Source organism: Mesorhizobium sp. WSM4841 (assembly GCF_055811515.1).
The window spans coordinates 35,509-51,224 of sequence record NZ_JBVVQC010000041.1; the positions used below are offsets into that span (position 1 = coordinate 35,509).

Here is a 15,716-nt window from a genome sequence, read left to right on the forward strand (position 1 = left end):
CCGCGCGGGGGTGGGTGGCGGTGCTTCCCGTCCCACCCACCCACACCCCCCCCGCCCCCCCCCCCAACCCCCCCCGGGCGCGGGGGCCGAGGCCCTGAACAAGGACCGGCGATGTCGGCAGTGGAATTTCCGAAAGCTCCATCAGACAAGAAGGCACTGGAAGAAAGCACGGTCTTTTCGCCGCGCTTCGATGCCGGCGGCCTCGTCACCGTCGTCGTCACCGATGCCGAAGACGGCATGCTGCTGATGGTCGCGCATATGAACGCCGAAGCGCTGGCGCTGACGCTGGAAACCGGCATCGCCCACTACTGGTCGCGCTCGCGCAACGCTCTGTGGAAGAAGGGCGAAACGTCCGGGAATGTCCAGAACGTCGTCGAGATGCTCACGGATTGTGACCAGGATGCCATATGGTTGCGCGTCAAAGTGATGGGCCACGACGCAACCTGCCACACCGGCCGGCGTTCTTGCTTTTATCGGACGGTGGGACTGATCGGCGGCAAGGGGACGCTTGCCAGCGACGGCAGCAAGCCGCTGTTCGATGCGGAAAAAACGTATCGAAAGCCCCGTGAACCATCCATATGAACCATTCGCCGAACTGCAGCCACGTATATTCATGATTTCGGAACGGTCAGCCTGTATGTTGGCCGTGGGACAAGGGAGATTGTGATGCTCGAATGGGCGTCATCGCGCAACAGACCGGACGTTCGAGAGGCCAATGGCCTGTCATCGTCCGCCGGTGCATCCGAAACGAACCCCGCCAAGAAAACAGGCATTTCGCTGGCATTGGGCGGCGGCTGCGCGCGCGGCTGGGCCCATATCGGCGTGCTGCGCGCGCTCGACGAAGCCGGCATCGAAGTGTCGATGATCGCCGGCACCTCGATCGGCGCGCTGGTCGGCGGCTGCTATCTTGCCGGCAAGCTGGACGAGTTGGAAGAATTCGCCAGAAGCCTGACGAAGCGGCGCATTTTTGGCCTTCTCGACCTCAATCTGCGCGGCAGCGGCTTGTTCGGCGGCATGAAGCTCGATGCACGGCTGCGCGAGCACATGGCCGGCATCCGTTTCGAGGATCTGCCGAAGCCTTTCGTCTGCGTCACCTCGGAGATCCGCACCGGCCATGAAATCTGGCTGTCGGGCGGGTCGCTGATTACCGCCATGCGCGCCTCCTATGCGCTGCCCGGCGTTTTCGAACCGGTCAGTTGCAACGGGCGCGTGCTGGTCGACGGTGCGCTGGTCAATCCGGTTCCGGTCTCGGTCTGCCGCGCCTACGAGCAGCCGCTCGTGGTCGCGGTGAACCTTCACTACGATCTGTTCGGCCGCGCCGCCGTCATCAAGCACAGCGCCGGCGAACTGTTCGTCGAAAAGGATGCGCCAAGGCCCGGCCAGATCGACGCAGGGCACCAGTACCAGACACGGCTCGGCATCACCGGCGTCATGGTCGAAGCCTTCAACATCATCCAGGACCGCATTTCGCGTGCGCGACTTGCCGGCGACCCGCCTGACATGTCGCTTCAGCCTAAGCTCAGCCATATCGGCCTGACCGAGTTCCACCGCGCCGACGAGGCGATCCGCATCGGCTATCAGGTGACGATGGCCCAGATCGATGAGCTGGTCCGCCTGCAGACGGTTCTGGCTTAAACGCGATCCCGCGCGGCAGAATCGGGAAGCGATTCTCAGGCGCATGCGGCATCGACGATGCGGAACTGCACCGTGCGGTTGCCGTTCCAGTGATTGCCCGACAGTGAACCGGCGACGTGCACCGGCTTGCCCCTGTTCTTGAACAGGAATTCGCCTAGTGCCGTATCGACGGCGCGAAACGCGATCGCCTGGATGCGGCCGCCGCTTTCCGACTGCAACTCGGCGCGGATGTGATTGGTGCCGACCGGCCTTGCATCGGCGAGGCGATGGCGCGGCAGCGCGAAGATCGGTGCGACATGCCCGGCGCCGAACGGGCCGGCTTTCTCCAATGCATCGAGCAAGCCGAGCGTCGCGCCCTCGGCGGCCAGCGCACCGTCGATCGCCAGGCTTTCCTCGCCCTGCAGCCGGAACACGTCGGCCGCCGCTCGTTCCTCGAAGAAGGCCCTGAGCGCGCCAAGTTTCGCCCGCTCCACTGTGATGCCGGCCGCCATGCCATGGCCGCCGCCCTTGACGATCAGCCCGGCAATGGCCGCCTCGCGCACCAGCCGGCCAAGGTCGAAGCCAGACACGGAACGGCCCGACCCCGTGCCGACGCCGTTGGCGTTGAAGGCGATGGCGAAAGCGGGCCGACGCGCATGGTCCTTGAGCCGCGAGGCGAGCAGGCCGACGATGCCCGGATGCCAGCTGGAGCTGGCGGTGACGACGATGGCCGGCCCATTGCCGCCGGCAAGCTCGGCATCGGCCTCGACGCGTGCCGCGGCCAGCATTTCCAATTCCATCTGTTGCCGCTCCTGATTGAGCCGGTCCAGCGTCTCCGCGATGGTGCGGGCCTCGACGGGATCGTCGGTGGCGAGCAGGCGGCTGCCGAGTGCTGCGTCGCCGATACGCCCGCCGGCATTGATGCGCGGGCCGATCAGATAGGCCAGATGGAAGGTACTGACCGGCTCGCCGATGCGCGAGACCCGCGCCAATGCCGCCAATCCTTCGTTCCTCTGTTGGCGTGCCATCTGCAGTCCCTTGACCACGAAGGCGCGGTTGACGCCGGTCAGCGGCACCACGTCGCAAACGGTCGCCAGGGCAACGAGGTCGAGCAAGCCGAGCAGGTCCGGCGGTGCGGCATCCGGCAACCGGCCGCGCAGGATCTTCGCCGTCTGCACCAGAGCCAGGAAGACGACGCCGGCGGCACAAAGATGGCCCTGCCCCGAAAGGTCGTCCTCGCGATTGGGATTGACCACCGCAACCGCTGCCGGCAACGGACCGCCGAGCTGGTGATGGTCGAGCACCACGACATCGGCACCGGCGGCCTTCGCCGCGTCGATGGAGACGGCGCTGTTGGTGCCGCAATCGACGGTGACGATCAGCGTCGCGCCGCGCGAGACGAGCTCGCGCATCGCTTCCGGATTGGGGCCGTACCCTTCGAAGATACGGTCCGGTATGTAGATCTCCGCAGGCACGGAGAAATGCGTGAGGAACCGCTTGAGCAGCGCCGACGAGGCCGCGCCATCGACATCGTAGTCGCCGAAGATCGCCACCTTTTCCCCGGCAACGACTGCCCCGGCGATGCGGACGGCGGCCTTGTCCATGTCGGTCAGCGACGCCGGGTCCGGCAAAAGATCGCGGATGGTCGGATCAAGGAACCGCTCGGTCTGCTCGGCGGTCACGCCGCGCCCGGCAAGGACGCGCGCAACGATGTCCGGCACGCCATAGCCTTGCGCGATGGCGAGTGCGGTCATGTCCTGCCGCTCGGTCAGCCGGTGTTCCCAGGAAACACCTGATGCCGACTGCCTGACGTCGAGGAAGATACGGTTTTCGCCCGTCATGCGACGCGCCGTCTGCGGATTGTCATTTCTCACAATATGCGACGGCTAGCCGAGTCGGGAATCAAAACTTTTCCAGATCCTGGTGCCTTGCCTTGATCTCGCGCACGGTGCGCGACGACGAGCGCAGCACGATTGTATGCGTGGTGATGGAATTGCGGCCGAACTTGACGCCGGCCAGCATGTTGCCGTCGGTCACGCCGGTTGCCGCGAACAGCACGTCCCTGCGCGCCATGTCTTGCGCGCGGTAGACCCGCTTCGGATTGAGGATGCCCATCTTCGCCGCGCGTGCCAGCTTTTGCGGCGTGTCGAGGATCAGCCTTCCCTGCATCTGGCCGCCGGTGCAGCGCAACGCTGCCGCCGCCAGCACACCCTCCGGCGCGCCGCCGGTGCCGAGATAGATGTCGATGCCGGTTTCGTCCGGATCGGTGGTGTGGATGACGCCGGCGACGTCACCATCGCCGATCAGCCGGATCGCAGCGCCCGTGGCGCGCACCGCCTCGATCAGCGCGCCATGGCGCGGCCGATCGAGGATGCAGGCAGTGACCTCCGACACCGCCACGCCCTTGGCCCTGGCCAGGCTGGCGATGTTTTCGGCCGGCGCGGCATCGATGTCGATGACGCCGTCCGCATAACCCGGGCCAATGGCGATCTTGTCCATATAGACGTCGGGCGCGAACAGAAGGCTGCCCTTTTCGGCAATGGCGATGACCGCCAATGCATTGGGCAGGTTCTTGGCGCAGATCGTCGTGCCTTCGAGCGGATCGAGCGCAATATCGACCGCCGGGCCTTTGCCGGAACCGACCTCTTCGCCGATATAGAGCATCGGTGCCTCGTCGCGCTCGCCTTCACCGATCACCACCGTGCCGTTGATGGCGAGGCGGTTGAGCTCTTCGCGCATCGCGTCGACCGCGGCCTGGTCGGCGGCCTTTTCGTCGCCGCGTCCGCGCAACCTTGCCGCCGCAACCGCGGCGCGTTCGGTGACACGCACCAGTTCCATGGTGAGTATCCGGTCAAGGCCGGCGACGATGTTCTGGGCAACGTTCATCGTGGACAATCCTCGTTGGCACATTGCCTCCCGCCAGAGGCGCGCCGGTTGTGTCAAAGCTCCATGACAACAGCAAGACCTGGGCGGGCCTTTTTTGAAAACACAACGATATCAATCGATTGAAGGAGAAGGAGAAATCCCTATTCCGCGCGCTCGATGCGGATAACCTGCGGCTTGTCGGTCAGATGATCGTCCCTGGTGATGCCGTCGACAGCCTTGCGGACCGCCGCTTCCGTCGTCTCGTGGGTGACGAGGATCACCGTCTTCTGCAAGGCGGTATCCGGCCCGGCGGCGTGCTGCACGATCGATTCCAGCGAAATGTCGTTGTCGGCCATGCGCTTGGCGATGGCGGCAAAGACGCCGATGCGGTCGTGCACGGTCAGCCGGATGAAATAGCCGCCGGCATGGCTGCGCATCTGCGCCTTCTTGTACGGCCGCAATTCCTTCGCCGGCAGGCCGAAGACCGGACCGTGCTGGAAACCGGGCCGGCTCTTGGCGATGTCGGCAATGTCGCCGACCACCGCCGATGCGGTGGCGTTGCCGCCGGCACCGGGACCGGAGAGCAAAAGCTCGCCAAGGATATCGGTTTCGATGGCCACCGCATTGGTGACGCCGTGCACCTGCGCGATGACCGAAGCCGTCGGCACCATGGTCGGGTGCACGCGCTGTTCGATACCGCTTTCCGTGCGTTGGGCGACGCCGAGCAGCTTTATCCGGTAGCCGAGATCGCTGGCCGCGCGGATGTCGGCCTGGCTGATGTTGGAAATCCCCTCCATGTAGATGTCGTTGGCGGCGATCCTCGTGCCGAAGGCAAGGCTGGTCAGGATCGACAGCTTGTGTGCGGTGTCGTGACCCTCGATGTCGAAGGTCGGGTCGGCCTCGGCATAGCCGAGCCGCTGCGCGTCCTTCAGGCAGGCGTCGAACGACAAGCCCTCTGCCTCCATGCGGGTCAGGATATAGTTGCAGGTGCCGTTGAGGATGCCGAAGACACGGGTCACCGAATTGCCGGCCATCGCCTCGCGCATCGTCTTGATGACCGGAATGCCGCCCGCCACCGCCGCCTCGTAATTGAGCAGCACGCCCTTCTTCTCGGCGATCTCGGCCAGCGCCACGCCATGCTTGGCGAGCAGCGCCTTGTTGGCGGTGACGACGTGGCGGCCGGCTTCAAGCGCTGCTTTCACGGATGATCGCGACGGCCCTTCGTCACCGCCGATCAGTTCGACAAAGACATCGATATCGGCGGCCTGCGCCATTCCTACCGGATCGTCGAACCACTTGACCGCGTCGAGATCGACGCCGCGGTCGCGTTTGCGATCGCGGGCCGAAACGGCTGACACGACGATCTCGCGGCCGCATTGCCGCGTCAGTTCCGCCGCCTTGTCGCGCAGCACGCGCGCCACCGACGCGCCGACGGTGCCGAGACCGGCGATTCCAACACGCAACGCTTCAGCCATGTCCGGCGACGCCCCTCAAGGTTTTGGTCGATGTGATCTGTGGCCACTCGATGTGATCTATGGCCACTCAACGATGCGCGGCGAGCGGCACCACATTGTTGGGCTGTTTGGCGCTGGACGTTAGGAAGCGCTTGATGTTGCGCGCCGCCTGCCGGATCCGGTGCTCGTTCTCGACCAGCGCGATGCGCACATGATCGTCGCCATGCTCGCCGAAGCCGACGCCCGGCGCCACCGCCACATCGGCGTGCTCGATCAGAAGCTTGGAGAATTCGAGCGACCCGAGGTGCTTGAACGGCTCCGGAATCGGCGCCCAGGCGAACATCGATGCCGCCGGCGCCGGAACAGTCCAGCCGGCGCGGCTGAATGCGTCGACCATGACGTCGCGGCGCTTGTGGTAGATGTCGCGCACTTCAGCGATATCGGCGCCGTCGCCGTTGAGCGCGTGCGCGGCCGCCACCTGGATCGGCGTGAAGGCGCCGTAGTCGAGATAGGATTTCACCCGCGTCAGCGCCGAGATCAACCGCTCATTGCCGACGGCAAAACCCATGCGCCAGCCGGGCATGGAAAAGGTCTTCGACATCGAGGTGAACTCGACCGCCACGTCGATCGCGCCCGGCACCTGCAGCACCGAAGGCGGCGGATTGCCGTCAAAATAAATTTCCGAATAGGCAAGATCCGACAGGATGATGACGTCGTTCTTCTTGGCGAAGGCAACCACGTCCTTGTAGAAATCGAGCGAGGCGACCTGCGCCGTCGGGTTCGACGGATAATTGAGGATCAACGCCAGCGGCTTCGGGATCGAATGGCGAATGCCGCGCTCCAGCGCCGGAATGAAGCCGTCGTCCGGCTCAACCTGCAACGAGCGGATGACGCCGCCCGACATGATGAAGCCGAAAGCGTGGATCGGATAGGTCGGGTTGGGGCACAGGATCACATCGCCGGGCGCGGTGATCGCCTGCGCCATATTGGCAAAGCCTTCCTTCGAGCCCAGCGTCGCCACCACTTGCGTGTCCGGGTCGAGTTTCACGCCGAAACGGCGGGCATAGTAATTGGCCTGGGCGCGGCGCAGGCCCGGAATGCCGCGCGACGACGAATAGCGGTGCGTGCGCGGGTCGCGCACGACCTCGCACAATTTGTCGACGATGGCCTTGGGCGTCGGCAGATCCGGATTGCCCATGCCAAGGTCGATGATGTCGGCGCCGCGCGAACGGGCACTGGCCTTCAGCCGGTTGACCTGCTCGAAGACATAGGGCGGAAGCCGGCGGACCTTGTGAAATTCTTCCATATCATTTCCAGTGGTGGGTCAATTCCAGACGGTCAAAGTGGTTTTTGGCAAAGGTGCTTGTCGGTCGCGCGATATAACCCTATTTGCAAGTAGGGTCGAGGCCGGGATTGCATTTGGCTTCGATCTGCTTCAGCGCGTCGGTGCCGTGCTTCCTTGCCAGTGTGTTCAGCGCCGCCTGGTTCGTGGCCTTGACTGCGCCGCCTTTTGAGCCCTGCGCCTGCTCGTCGGCTTTCAACTGGGCGAGCTTGGCGTTCTTTTCCGCCTCGGTGAACTGCTCTGCCGCTGCCTGCGGCGGGATATTCAGGTTGGGATAGGTGCCGGTGTTCTTTGGCCCGTCGGCAGCCGCGACAGGCCTAGCGCCCTCGACGTTGGTGCTCGAACAGCCTGATATCGCCAGCAGGACGATCGCCGCGCCCATGCGGCAAAAACGACCAGTGCCGGAAAAACCAGTGGTAGAAAAAACAGCGTCGCCAATATTAATCGTCATATTGTTTCCTTGGCAGCCGAGGTAGAGCACGTTGGACCCTGTCGGACATCCCATGGTAATATGTCAAGAAAACGCTTCGGGAGGAACCCGCCAACCATGTCCAAAACACCCGATTCGGGAAAAACGGAAGATGAGCGGCCTTCCACCGTCGAGCAATATCTGGTGAAGGACCCGGAACGCTTCGCCTTGAACATGGCGCGCATGATCGAGCAGGCCGGCAAGGCGGCCTCCGCATGGGCCGAGCCGCGGGAAAAAGGCGAGGTGCGCGATCATGTCGCCGAGCCGGTCGTCGACATGGTGAAGACCTTCTCCAAGCTCAGCGAATACTGGCTTTCCGATCCGCAGCGCGCGCTGGAGGCGCAGACGCGGCTGTTCTCCGGCTACATGACCGTCTGGGCCAACTCGATCCAGCGCCTCAGTGCCGGCGGCGAAGACGCCGAAGACGCGGTCAAGCCCGAGCTCGGCGACAAGCGCTTCCAGGACCCGGAATGGGGCCGCAATGCTTTCTTCGATTTCCTCAAGCAGGCCTATCTCGTCACCTCGCGCTGGGCGACCGAGCTGGTCGAGCACGCCGATGGCCTGGACGAGCACACCCGCCACAAGGCCAGCTTCTACGTCAAGCAGGTATCCAACGCCATCTCGCCATCGAATTTCATCCTGACCAATCCGGAACTGTTTCGCGAGACCATCGCCTCGAATGGTGAAAACCTGGTGCGCGGAATGAAGATGCTGGCCGAGGACATCGCCGCCGGCAAGGGCGACCTGAAACTGAGGCAGGCAGATTACTCGTCCTTCGAGATCGGCAAGAACCTCGCCACGACACCCGGCAAGGTGGTGGGCCGCAGCGATGTCGCTGAGATCCTGCAGTACGATCCGGCGACCGAGACCGTGCTCAAGCGGCCGCTGCTGATCTGCCCGCCATGGATCAACAAATTCTACATTCTCGATCTCAATCCGCAAAAGTCGTTCATCCGCTGGGCGGTCGAGCAGGGCCACACCGTCTTCGTCATCTCCTGGATTAACCCGGACGAGCGCCACGGCACCAAGAGCTGGGAGGCCTATATCAGAGAGGGCCTGCAATACGGCCTGGACACGATCGAAAAGGCCACCGGTGAAAAGGACGTCAACGCCGTCGGCTATTGCGTCGGCGGCACGATTCTGGCGGCGGCCCTGGCGCTGATGGCGCAGGAAGGCGACCACCGCATCAAATCGGCCACCTTCTTCACCACGCAGGTCGATTTCACCTATGCCGGCGACCTGAAAGTGTTCGTCGACGAGGAGCAGGTCGCGGCCGTCGAAAAGGCGATGAACGAGAAGGGCTATCTCGACGGCACCAAGATGGCGACCGCCTTCAACATGCTGCGCTCGGGCGACCTGATCTGGCCCTATGTCGTCAACAACTACATGCGCGGCAAGGATCCCCTGCCTTTCGACCTGCTCTACTGGAACGCCGATTCGACCCGCATGGCCGCGGCCAACCATTCTTTCTACCTGCGCAATTGCTATCTCGAGAACAGACTTTCGCAAGGCATGATGGAGCTCGCGGGCCGCGTGGTGTCGCTGAAGGATATTACCATCCCGGTCTACAACCTCGCCTCGAAGGAAGACCATATCGCGCCGGCGCTTTCGGTGTTCCTCGGCTCGAAATATTTCGGCGGCGAGGTCGACTACGTCATGGCCGGCTCCGGCCACATCGCCGGCGTCGTCAATCCGCCGGCGGCGCAAAAATATCACTACTGGACCGGCGGCAAGCCGGTGGGCGACTTCGACCAGTGGTTCGCCAAGGCCACAAACCATCCCGGCTCCTGGTGGCCGCACTGGCAACGCTGGATCGAGGCCAAGGACAACACCCGCGTGCCGGCCCGCAAACCCGGCAAACACATGAAAACCCTGGGCGACGCGCCAGGCACCTATGTCAAGGTGCGTGTGTAACCTTCTGTAATGTGTGGTGAGTTGACGCGCCGCCAAAAGAAGACGAAATGGTGTCGTCAACCCTTAAGCAGCCTCGATTCCTCTCTAGCCGTCGAATTACTCTGGGGCTTGCGGATTTGACACAGGTCTCGTTTCCGTTCGGGGCAAGGATTTATTTCGGCGAGACGTTCCGACGCCGCGCCAATGATTTACCGGTCGGACATCGAGGGGGAATTTGGTTTTGAAATCAGCAGGATCGCGCCTCGCGAAGGGAGAAAGCCGCGCCATTACGGCCGCGCTTTTCTCCGTGCTCCTGGCGTCCTGCACCTCGGCCGGCGACCCGTCCCTGTCAGTCGGCATGCCCGGTTATAACGCCTCTGCTACGGATATCAGCACGGCCTCTGGTACCCAACAGGTCGCCGTTGATTCGTCGTCGCAGATCACGACTTCACAGATGACGATGACCGCCGAGGGCGACGCAAGCCTTCCCGAGCAGGTCGCTTATGTGCCAATGGCCAAGCCGGGGACCCAGGCCCCCCAGGGAGGCGCCAAGTCCGATGCCGGCTTCCCCGTCACGGCACCTGCGCGCGCAGGCGCTGCTGCGGGCCAGACGCCGCAGCCACAGGAACAGTCCGCACAGACGGTTGAACAGGCCGACGCTGCTACGCAGAAGACTGAAACCGCCGATGCAGGCACGAAGTCCAAAGTCGAGGCCGCCGCGCCGGCGATGAACAACCCGGTTTATGTGACCGCCGGAGAGCCGCAGCCGCAAGCCTATGCGCCGAAGAAGAAGGGGTTCCTCTCCTCTTTGTTCAGCGCCACGCCCGCCTCGGCGGCCCCTGCCCCGCAAGTCAACAACAGGTCGGGCGAGAAACCGGCTTCCGCCCAGCCCAAGGCGGCGGCGGCAAAGCCGACCATCACGTTGGCCTCGGCCAAATCGGCTGAAAAGCCGGTGCAACTGGCTTCGATCGGCGACACCAGCCATTTCACCGACGACGCGCTGCCTGGCGTACGCAAGACCGCACTCTTCGAGATCAAGCGCAAATCCGGCCTCGACGACGACAGCGACGTCGATCTGAACGAGGATGAAGGCGGCGCCTATCAGGTGGCATCCGCTGCCGGGCTTGCCCGGCTGGCGCCCAACGGTCTTTTGAAGCAGACCGAGAATGTCGACGTTGCCTGCCTAAAACCTTCGCTGGTCCGCGTGCTCAAGACGATCGAGGGCCACTACGGCAAGAAGATGATCGTCACCTCCGGCTATCGTGACCCGGCCCGCAACCGCCGCGCCAACGGCGCCAAGAATTCGCTGCACATGTATTGCGCCGCTGCCGACATCCAGGTTCCAGGCGTCTCGAAAGCGCAACTGGCAAGCTACATCCGCAGCATGCCCGGGCGCGGCGGCGTCGGCACTTACTGCCATACCGAATCCGTTCACATCGACGTCGGTCCCGAGCGCGACTGGAACTGGCGCTGCCGCCGGCGGCGGTAGCGGCTGGTTCTTCCCTCGATTATGCAACGTCCGCAATGCGCCGTCTCACGACGGCATGCGGTGCCGCGTCGAACCGGACTAGAGCGCCGAAAATGCGCGGTTTTGCGGCCACTGAAAAAAGTTGTCGCAGGCAGCGGCAGACGGGTTGCCGGTTTGGTGCAACGCAACTATAAGCGCTCACATCTGAGCGCGCCCATCGTCTAGCGGTCAGGACACCGCCCTTTCACGGCGGTAACAGGGGTTCGATTCCCCTTGGGCGTACCAGCAAAATCAAGCACTTAGCGGAAAACTCCCCCGCCATGTCCAACGTTTGGCCAATTTCCTACTTGAGCTGGTCGAATCGTCTGGAGAAAGTAGCGCATGGCCGGTAGCTCTCTTCCACCAGCAAACCCGGCAGCGCTCGGACTTCATATGACGTCCAAACAGTTGGCCGGCCTCCTGGTGTGGCTCGATGAACAACAGGAAATAGTGGAGAGGGCATGGATATTCGGGTCGCGGTTTTCAGGGCAGCGGCGTGAAAAAGACACGTCCAACGGGCCCGATGTTGACCTTGCAGTTGAACTGCAGATCTCCCCAGACGGCAAACGTAATCTTTGGCTACACGAATTGCGTCACCGCTTGCGCGAGTTCCTCGACAAGAACGGTGCTGCCCTAGATCTCAGTTCAAACGAGGGGGAAGCCAATTTTGTCCATCTAGAGTTCTGCATTGAGGGATGGAAGGTCACTGACTATGTGGCCGAGGGCGCGACATTGATTTACCCCTCGACGGGATGAAAAAGCCCGCCACCGTGGGGCAGCGGACCCGTCGCGAGATAGATCGATAGCAGCGTTCGTGTCGGCGGCGCGGGTCAATGCGGTCAGCAGTGGGATTTTCATCGGTGCGTGTCTACGAAGGCCTTGCACTTGGGTGACAACTGCCCGCTCATGCCTACAAGATCGCATTTGCCGATCGGTGTGTTTGGGCAAAGCAGTTTGTAGTCACGGTTGCATGCCTTGCCTTCGAAGGATTTGAAAGTTTTTACCTGTTGTGGGCTGGTTCCGCTCGCTGGCAATAGGCCGGGACCGATGTCCATCGCGCCATCCTTGCTGCCCTTGCCGCCCTTACCGCCTCCACCGCCTCCTTTCGCAGACGCGATGCCAGAAATGGCGGCGCATACGACAGTTGCACTCAGCAAGGAAAGCAATGCCCGACGTGATGTAGACATTTGTTCAACCCCTCTCTTTTGAACGATGATTTTCCAGCTAAGCATAAAGCATCAGCAATTGCTAATTTGCGCCGTTCGAGTTGTCAGTTGTGAAAAGCCCGCCACCGTGAGGCAGCGGGCATTCCGATCAGACTTCGCGGAATAATGATGGACCTGAGACGTTGTCGATAGAGAACACCCTACCAAAGGAGGTTATCGATATGCGCCTCTTCATCCTGTTTTCGGTATTACTTTTGACTGCCTGCATGACAGCACCACGCGGCGAGGCTCCACCCGCACCGGCAACCGCGTCTACATCGAGCGGGGGCAGTAGTGGCAGTGCCGGCGGTACTGGCGGTACTGGCGGTGGCGGCTACTAAAGACGCGATCGACACTCAGTCTTGGAAATCGCAGAGAACGTTAATCGCGCCGAACTGACCGCCCCAGCAAAAAAGCCCGCCACCGTGAGGCAGCGGGCCAAGTCGGCGGCCGGGCATTTCTCAGTTTGCCTTCTCGCGGATCGCCTGGAAAATGTAGGAACGGAACTTGGCGCCCAACTCTGGCGAGAGGCGGAATGAGCGCCCGCCGCTGGCGTCTTCGGTCTTGAACACCAGGATCATGTCCCCGTTCGCCGGGTCGAAGTTCGGGATGATGTATTCCAAGCGCTCGGCTTTCTCCAGGTAGTGGGCAACGCGGTCCTTCTTCAGCATGACGCATCCCATCCGAGCGCTTCATAGTAGGCTTGCCTAGCCTTTTGGGACATCGACTCCGGTGCAGGCAACGAAGACAAGCCGATCGGCCTCGCCTTGGGTCAGCACATGATTGGGGCCGGACGGGTTTTGCGGTTAGTCCCATACTGTCCATCATGCCTACGAGGACATCGAGCATGTTGATAGTGTCGCAGAGCAGCGGCTCCAGACCGAAGAAGGCTGCCTTTTCCTTGTCGGCGCTCATGACGCACCGCCTAGGATGTGGCGGCGGTTGATTCTCGGGCATGCCTTCGGCGGCTGCCCGAACAGTGATGTTCGGCATTTAGTTTCTCCCGTGGTTTAGTTTGCTTACCCTCTCACAATCTCATACAATGCCATCAATCGTCAACTACATTGTATGAGGATCGCACACCATGGTCAGGACGGCTCCGATTTCGTTCCGCATCGAACAGGGGTTGAAAAATGCTCTGGAGGAAGCGGCGAAGGATGACATGCGGTCTGTGTCATCGATGGTCGAGAAGATCCTGACCACGTATCTGCGGGAAAAGGGCTACCTGCCGAAAGGCGCAGCAGAATAGCTATGCTCGTCACCGTCAGCCGGGAGGAGTGTAGAGCGGCTCTCTGCATCGATGAACCAAGCACTGGCCATCGCGCGTCGGCACAAACCCTACCGCTGGGATTAACGACCAGTCGCACGCATTGCTGTACTGGCGGACGTAGAGCGCATAGGTGTTCGGGCCGGTGGTCAGCACCGCCGAGCCATGGCTCTGGATTAGCGCCTGCGTCTGTTGGCAGGTCATGGCGCGGGTGTCCGGCCTGGCCTGGGCGAGGGTTGTGAAGGCAAGCGTGACCGCTGCCGAGGTCAACGCAATCCGGCGAATGGACATGACGAGACTCCCATGATGAGCCATTTGGTTGACAAACTCGCATGTCGCAGGGCAGCTGTGCAATGGCGGCCTCCAAATCGGAATTCCGGACTGGAGCAAACCGCCCGCCCCGTGCGAACTGACGGCGTGCCGCTGGAGCCCGCAACCGAGGACGCTCTCAACTCCATCGCGGCTGAAATGAAAATTGGCCGGGCGGATCTCATTCAAACCGTGCTCCGCGAATGGCTGGAGACAAACGCCTATCTGCCAGTCCGAACGATATGGGCGGCGTCAGGATAGTGGCTACGAAGTTGCCGCGTGATTGAGGAACGCCGCGCGTTGCCGACTCTGCTCGCCCGCGCCGACGAGGTGGAGCGGGCGGACATGCCCCGTTAAATCGATCTAGGCTGATTTACGAGTACACGGCTTAGCTCTCGTCACTGAAACCGAGCAGCGTCGCATGGCGTATGTGGCCGTGCTCGCCACGGAGATGCTTGACGCGCAGCTTCATCCCAGGCCCGACCCATTGCGTCGCCGGTCTCTTCTTCATGGCCTTCGGAGGCGGTCCGGCGTGGACGCGCTCCCACAATCGTTGCCGCATGTCGTGGCCCAAGGTGATGAAGGCGGAACCGACATATTTCCCGGTGCCTGGTTCGGCCAGCAGGGCGAATGCTGCCTTGCCCCGCTCGCGCTCGACGCCGAGCAGCTCGAATTCGTCGACCGTGCTGCCGGCAAAGTCGCAACACGACCACGCGGCGACCAGTTCTCGTCCAGGTTTTCACGATCCGCTCAAGGCTCGGGGCTGTGCAGGTCCCGTCCTCGACAACAGCACCAATCCTGGTGCTAAATGTCTGCTAGCTAATGGTCCGTCCCGCCAATAACCGGAAATGGCGCGACCAAGACCGGTTCTGGCAACTGGGCCAAACGGGTGAAAGCCACGTGCGCCGCGAGTAGGACATCAATTCGTGCCAGTCGTTTTGCGGTCATTGTCCTATTCTTAACACCACTTTGCGCCCGTCGGAAAGGGTTCCCGTTCCTGTGCCAACCGGGGGTTGTCTGCTGGTCAGCGAGAACACGAATCGGGTTGAGAGTTGCCCGCAAACCATCGTTCCTTCTCCATGCGAGAAGGTAAGGTTGGCAGTGGTCGTGCCTCGGCATTCGACCCCGGTGTTGGTCTGTCCGCGAATAGTACCGCGCCGTGTAATACTGTTGACGAAAGCCGTCCCGGAAAAGGAGAGCGTCCCGTCAACAGTCTGACCGGAGACTGGTGCGGTGATGGTGAGCAGATTTTGCGCCTGCGTGTAGCCGGCAGCGTCTGCGACACCACAGGCAATCAACATTGTCGCCAAGATTCCCCGGAAAGTACGGTGCATATGGACGGTTCCCTTGAGACCGCTCCTGCGAGGCTAAAGCAAACGCCTTTGGCTCCTCATCTGTTGAGCCGTCTTCAGTTGTCAAGGAATTCAGCAGTCAGACTGCCTTGATTGGCTTCCAGCCGCGCCTTGGACGCGACGTGGTTGCAAATTCACGATGGAGGGATAGCCGCGGTTTAAGGCATCGGTCTTGAAAACCGTTGCTGGAGAGGTAGGAAACGGCAGGAATCCGGTATTTGACAAGGATCGAGGCCGAGAAAATATCACATAAATATCACATCTGGAGCGATGGCCGAGTGGTTTAAGGCAGAAGTCTTGAAAACTTCCGTACCGGGAACGGTACCGTGGGTTCGAATCCCACTCGCTCCGCCAGACCGCAAACTGTACGGCCCGGAGACATGGGTAACAGTTTGTACCTAAGACATGGGTGACAACCTCGTGCCGAACGGGTTGTCGA

The 15,716-nt window shown here is 62.1% G+C and carries 16 protein-coding genes and 2 tRNA genes; 8 read left to right on the forward strand and 10 right to left on the reverse strand.

Annotation, left to right across the window (positions count from 1 at the left end):
- The first annotated feature begins 111 nt into the window (after positions 1-111).
- Together hisI and AC0L14_RS31115 are read left to right on the forward strand one after the other, a co-directional pair.
- Positions 112-582 carry a phosphoribosyl-AMP cyclohydrolase gene (gene hisI, locus AC0L14_RS31110; RefSeq protein WP_473487234.1) on the forward strand — a complete coding sequence of 157 codons (471 nt, stop codon included), beginning with the start codon at positions 112-114 and terminating at the stop codon, positions 580-582.
- Positions 583-666: 84 nt separating this feature from the next.
- Positions 667-1,635: a patatin family protein gene (locus tag AC0L14_RS31115; protein ID WP_473487233.1), complete on the forward strand. Its 969-nt coding sequence runs from the start codon at positions 667-669 to the stop codon at positions 1,633-1,635.
- Positions 1,636-1,670: 35 nt separating this feature from the next.
- On the opposite strand, the gene recJ is transcribed toward AC0L14_RS31115, so the two are convergent.
- From recJ to AC0L14_RS31140, 5 genes are all read right to left on the reverse strand, one after another.
- A complete protein-coding gene (gene recJ / locus AC0L14_RS31120; protein WP_473529220.1) occupies positions 1,671-3,455 on the reverse strand; it encodes a single-stranded-DNA-specific exonuclease RecJ in 1,785 nt (594 codons plus the stop codon).
- A gap of 61 nt (positions 3,456-3,516) precedes the next feature.
- On the reverse strand, positions 3,517-4,500 hold the full coding sequence (gene glpX / locus AC0L14_RS31125; protein ID WP_473529221.1) for a class II fructose-bisphosphatase: 984 nt from the start codon (positions 4,498-4,500) through the stop codon (positions 3,517-3,519).
- Positions 4,501-4,640: 140 nt separating this feature from the next.
- Complete coding sequence (locus AC0L14_RS31130; protein WP_473751782.1) at positions 4,641-5,954, reverse strand: homoserine dehydrogenase; 1,314 nt, start codon at positions 5,952-5,954, stop codon at positions 4,641-4,643.
- Between the two features lie 67 nt (positions 5,955-6,021).
- On the reverse strand, positions 6,022-7,239 hold the full coding sequence (locus tag AC0L14_RS31135) for an LL-diaminopimelate aminotransferase (RefSeq protein ID WP_192355510.1): 1,218 nt from the start codon (positions 7,237-7,239) through the stop codon (positions 6,022-6,024).
- 79 nt (positions 7,240-7,318) lie between these two features.
- Positions 7,319-7,726 carry a hypothetical protein gene (locus AC0L14_RS31140; RefSeq protein WP_473529223.1) on the reverse strand — a complete coding sequence of 136 codons (408 nt, stop codon included), beginning with the start codon at positions 7,724-7,726 and terminating at the stop codon, positions 7,319-7,321.
- Between the two features lie 96 nt (positions 7,727-7,822).
- Between AC0L14_RS31140 and AC0L14_RS31145 the strand changes: the two genes are divergently transcribed.
- From AC0L14_RS31145 to AC0L14_RS31160, 4 genes are all read left to right on the forward strand, one after another.
- Positions 7,823-9,658, forward strand: a complete 1,836-nt coding sequence (locus AC0L14_RS31145; protein ID WP_473529224.1) for a PHA/PHB synthase family protein — start codon at positions 7,823-7,825, stop codon at positions 9,656-9,658.
- A 214-nt stretch (positions 9,659-9,872) separates the two neighbouring features.
- Complete coding sequence (locus tag AC0L14_RS31150; RefSeq protein WP_473529225.1) at positions 9,873-11,126, forward strand: YcbK family protein; 1,254 nt, start codon at positions 9,873-9,875, stop codon at positions 11,124-11,126.
- A 189-nt stretch (positions 11,127-11,315) separates the two neighbouring features.
- Positions 11,316-11,390, forward strand: a tRNA-Glu gene (locus AC0L14_RS31155).
- A 96-nt stretch (positions 11,391-11,486) separates the two neighbouring features.
- The gene (locus tag AC0L14_RS31160) at positions 11,487-11,900 is read left to right on the forward strand and encodes a hypothetical protein (protein WP_473751784.1); all 414 of its coding nucleotides are present in this window, start codon (positions 11,487-11,489) and stop codon (positions 11,898-11,900) included.
- 98 nt (positions 11,901-11,998) lie between these two features.
- Here the strand turns inward: AC0L14_RS31160 and AC0L14_RS31165 are convergent, their stop codons facing one another.
- Positions 11,999-12,376: a hypothetical protein gene (locus AC0L14_RS31165; RefSeq protein WP_473751785.1), complete on the reverse strand. Its 378-nt coding sequence runs from the start codon at positions 12,374-12,376 to the stop codon at positions 11,999-12,001.
- Between the two features lie 434 nt (positions 12,377-12,810).
- Positions 12,811-13,020 (reverse strand): hypothetical protein, encoded by a 210-nt coding sequence (locus AC0L14_RS31170; RefSeq protein WP_473487217.1) that lies wholly within the window; start codon positions 13,018-13,020, stop codon positions 12,811-12,813.
- Between the two features lie 413 nt (positions 13,021-13,433).
- Between AC0L14_RS31170 and AC0L14_RS31175 the strand changes: the two genes are divergently transcribed.
- Complete coding sequence (locus tag AC0L14_RS31175) at positions 13,434-13,598, forward strand: type II toxin-antitoxin system antitoxin (RefSeq protein WP_082982500.1); 165 nt, start codon at positions 13,434-13,436, stop codon at positions 13,596-13,598.
- A 15-nt stretch (positions 13,599-13,613) separates the two neighbouring features.
- Here the strand turns inward: AC0L14_RS31175 and AC0L14_RS31180 are convergent, their stop codons facing one another.
- From AC0L14_RS31180 to AC0L14_RS31190, 3 genes are all read right to left on the reverse strand, one after another.
- Positions 13,614-13,907: a hypothetical protein gene (locus tag AC0L14_RS31180; RefSeq protein ID WP_123150685.1), complete on the reverse strand. Its 294-nt coding sequence runs from the start codon at positions 13,905-13,907 to the stop codon at positions 13,614-13,616.
- 406 nt (positions 13,908-14,313) lie between these two features.
- Positions 14,314-14,436, reverse strand: coding sequence for a hypothetical protein (locus tag AC0L14_RS31185; protein WP_473529229.1), 123 nt, complete (start codon positions 14,434-14,436; stop codon positions 14,314-14,316).
- 433 nt (positions 14,437-14,869) lie between these two features.
- Positions 14,870-15,259: a hypothetical protein gene (locus tag AC0L14_RS31190; protein WP_473487213.1), complete on the reverse strand. Its 390-nt coding sequence runs from the start codon at positions 15,257-15,259 to the stop codon at positions 14,870-14,872.
- A gap of 282 nt (positions 15,260-15,541) precedes the next feature.
- Here AC0L14_RS31190 and AC0L14_RS31195 point away from each other — a divergent pair.
- A tRNA-Ser gene (locus AC0L14_RS31195) sits at positions 15,542-15,631 on the forward strand.
- The last annotated feature ends 85 nt before the right edge of the window (positions 15,632-15,716 follow it).

Bases quoted from the DNA above. Each gene is read 5' to 3' on its own strand.
- AC0L14_RS31145 (WP_473529224.1), top strand. From the start codon at position 7,823: ATGTCCAAAACACCCGATTCGGGAAAAACGGAAGATGAGCGGCCTTCC.
- AC0L14_RS31185 (WP_473529229.1), bottom strand. From the start codon at position 14,436: ATGAAGAAGAGACCGGCGACGCAATGGGTCGGGCCTGGGATGAAGCTG.
- AC0L14_RS31190 (WP_473487213.1), bottom strand. From the start codon at position 15,259: ATGCACCGTACTTTCCGGGGAATCTTGGCGACAATGTTGATTGCCTGT.
- hisI (WP_473487234.1), top strand. From the start codon at position 112: ATGTCGGCAGTGGAATTTCCGAAAGCTCCATCAGACAAGAAGGCACTG.
- glpX (WP_473529221.1), bottom strand. From the start codon at position 4,500: ATGAACGTTGCCCAGAACATCGTCGCCGGCCTTGACCGGATACTCACC.
- AC0L14_RS31135 (WP_192355510.1), bottom strand. From the start codon at position 7,239: ATGGAAGAATTTCACAAGGTCCGCCGGCTTCCGCCCTATGTCTTCGAG.
- AC0L14_RS31180 (WP_123150685.1), bottom strand. From the start codon at position 13,907: ATGTCCATTCGCCGGATTGCGTTGACCTCGGCAGCGGTCACGCTTGCC.
- recJ (WP_473529220.1), bottom strand. From the start codon at position 3,455: ATGACGGGCGAAAACCGTATCTTCCTCGACGTCAGGCAGTCGGCATCA.
- AC0L14_RS31140 (WP_473529223.1), bottom strand. From the start codon at position 7,726: ATGACGATTAATATTGGCGACGCTGTTTTTTCTACCACTGGTTTTTCC.
- AC0L14_RS31165 (WP_473751785.1), bottom strand. From the start codon at position 12,376: ATGCTTAGCTGGAAAATCATCGTTCAAAAGAGAGGGGTTGAACAAATG.
- AC0L14_RS31175 (WP_082982500.1), top strand. From the start codon at position 13,434: ATGGTCAGGACGGCTCCGATTTCGTTCCGCATCGAACAGGGGTTGAAA.
- AC0L14_RS31115 (WP_473487233.1), top strand. From the start codon at position 667: ATGCTCGAATGGGCGTCATCGCGCAACAGACCGGACGTTCGAGAGGCC.
- AC0L14_RS31160 (WP_473751784.1), top strand. From the start codon at position 11,487: ATGGCCGGTAGCTCTCTTCCACCAGCAAACCCGGCAGCGCTCGGACTT.
- AC0L14_RS31170 (WP_473487217.1), bottom strand. From the start codon at position 13,020: ATGCTGAAGAAGGACCGCGTTGCCCACTACCTGGAGAAAGCCGAGCGC.
- AC0L14_RS31130 (WP_473751782.1), bottom strand. From the start codon at position 5,954: ATGGCTGAAGCGTTGCGTGTTGGAATCGCCGGTCTCGGCACCGTCGGC.